This is a genomic window from Gemmobacter megaterium, assembly GCF_900156815.1.
Classification (GTDB): domain Bacteria; phylum Pseudomonadota; class Alphaproteobacteria; order Rhodobacterales; family Rhodobacteraceae; genus Wagnerdoeblera; species Wagnerdoeblera megaterium.
On record NZ_FTOT01000037.1, the window covers coordinates 1 to 1,844 of the forward strand.

Genomic DNA, 1,844 nt, shown 5'->3' on the forward strand with positions numbered 1-1,844 from the left:
TCCGGCCTCGATGGTCGGGAGGGGGCTGGCGGCCTTGGGCGTGGGCAGGCCGGCCACCGTCTCCCACAGATCGGCAGGGTCCAGCGCGGCGGGGGGGAAAACCAGCCCGCGTTCCATCGCCTCGCGCCGCCATGACCCGGCGCCCAGATGCGCATTGGGGGCGCTCTCGCCTTCCCACATCAGATTGTCCTGCCAGCCGGTATGGAACGCCGTCGGCCAGCCGCCGGTCTGGCTGGCATCGCTGTCGAACACATCGGTCTTGGTCGCCCATCGCGGCCAGAGGCTGAAACGCATCTGCCCTTCCATCCGGCAGGTGCCGTCAAAGGTATAGAGAAAGTTGCAGCGCCCGCTGTCCCCGCCAAAGGGCGAGGCGTTCATCTGGCAGACCACATTGGTCACGACCCGCCCCGCTGGCCCGCCTTCGAACAGGCTGACCATCGGGCCGGTGCCCGACAGCCATTCGAACAGGTTGCCCACAAGGGCGATGCCGCGCCGGGTGCCGGTCAGGAACCCCCCCGAGGCACCCACCCGTGGCGTGCCCGCCGCCTTGATCAGATGGTTGAAGGCGCAAACCGCGCCTGCCGAACTGGCCGTCCGGTTCGTGCTGGTATCGGCAAAATCCATCCCGCGCTCGCTTGCGCAGGCGATCATGTTGGTGGTCAGTTGCCCGCCCAGGCCCTGGCAGCCAAATACATTGACCCCCATCCGCTTGTCGGTGCCCGAGGCCCCGAAGAGGTTCAGGAAATCCCCGCTCATGCCGCAGTCGATGCACCACCAGCGCATCCCGCCCCGTATGAACAATTCGCGCGTGCCGCTGCCGCCGTTGGAAAACACACAGCGTTCCGTCACCAGCGGGTTCGTATCGGTATTGGCGGCGCGCAGCAGGGTCGAGGTGCCCGCGATCCGGTGCAGCGTCAGGTCGCGCAGCACCAGCTTGCCCGCCAGATTGACGGTCGGCACGCTGGTGTTGGCCGGTTGCAGCAGCGTCGTGGCGCGGTCGGTCGGATCGACCGGCTCCATCGTGAAGGGGGCAGTTGCGGTGGCAATCGCAGCGCCGCCCGGAAGGACCCAGGCGCCGGGGCCAAAGCGCAGCACACAGCCCGACAGATCGCCATTGGCCGCCACCAGCGCGGCGCGGGCATTGGCATAGCTGTCAAAGGGCGCCGCGGCGGCAAGGGCCGGATCGGGGCTGACGGAACCGGCCGAGGTGCCCGCCGCCGTGACATAGGCATATCTGCGCGGCGGGTTTTTCCAGACCGTCATCGGCCGGGCCTGCATATCGGCATCGCCGGTCAGCCCATGGACCGACAGCTGATAGGCCGGACCGACCCAGGGGTAGACCACGGCATCCACCACCAGCGCGCCATCCGCCAGCCCCGACACATCCAGCGTGGCGGCAAAGGCCGGGCAGCCCAGCCCGCTGGCCGCATAACCCTGAAAGACCGTGGCGCTGACCAGCTGCTCTGCCGTGCTGCTGCCATCAGAGACGCGGAACCGCACCGCCGCCACCGGGCGCCCCTGACGGGCGTGCCAATGGGCGACAAAGATCCGCAGGTCCAGCATATCGCCACAGATCCCGTGATCGGGCATCAGCCACAGAACCTGCGGATCGGGATAATCCCTGATCCTGGCATTGGTCACGCCGGGGATCACATCGCCGGAATAGATATACTCCGACAGGGTGACGCGGGACAGGGCATCGGCGCCCTCGGCCTGGCGCTGCAAAGGATAGGTTCCGATGCCATGGGCCGCATCATAGGGCACCCGCAATTCGGTATGGATGCGCAGCCTGTCCGTCACCGTCACCGCCGCCGCCGTGGCATCAAAGCCGGGGCGCTGGACGT

1 protein-coding gene is annotated in these 1,844 nt (G+C 67.8%); it reads right to left on the reverse strand.

Going from position 1 to position 1,844, the window contains the following annotated elements; genetic code table 11:
• Positions 1-1,844, reverse strand: a 1,844-nt coding sequence (locus BW970_RS20870; RefSeq protein ID WP_076534752.1) for a hypothetical protein, incomplete at both ends; no start/stop codon positions are given.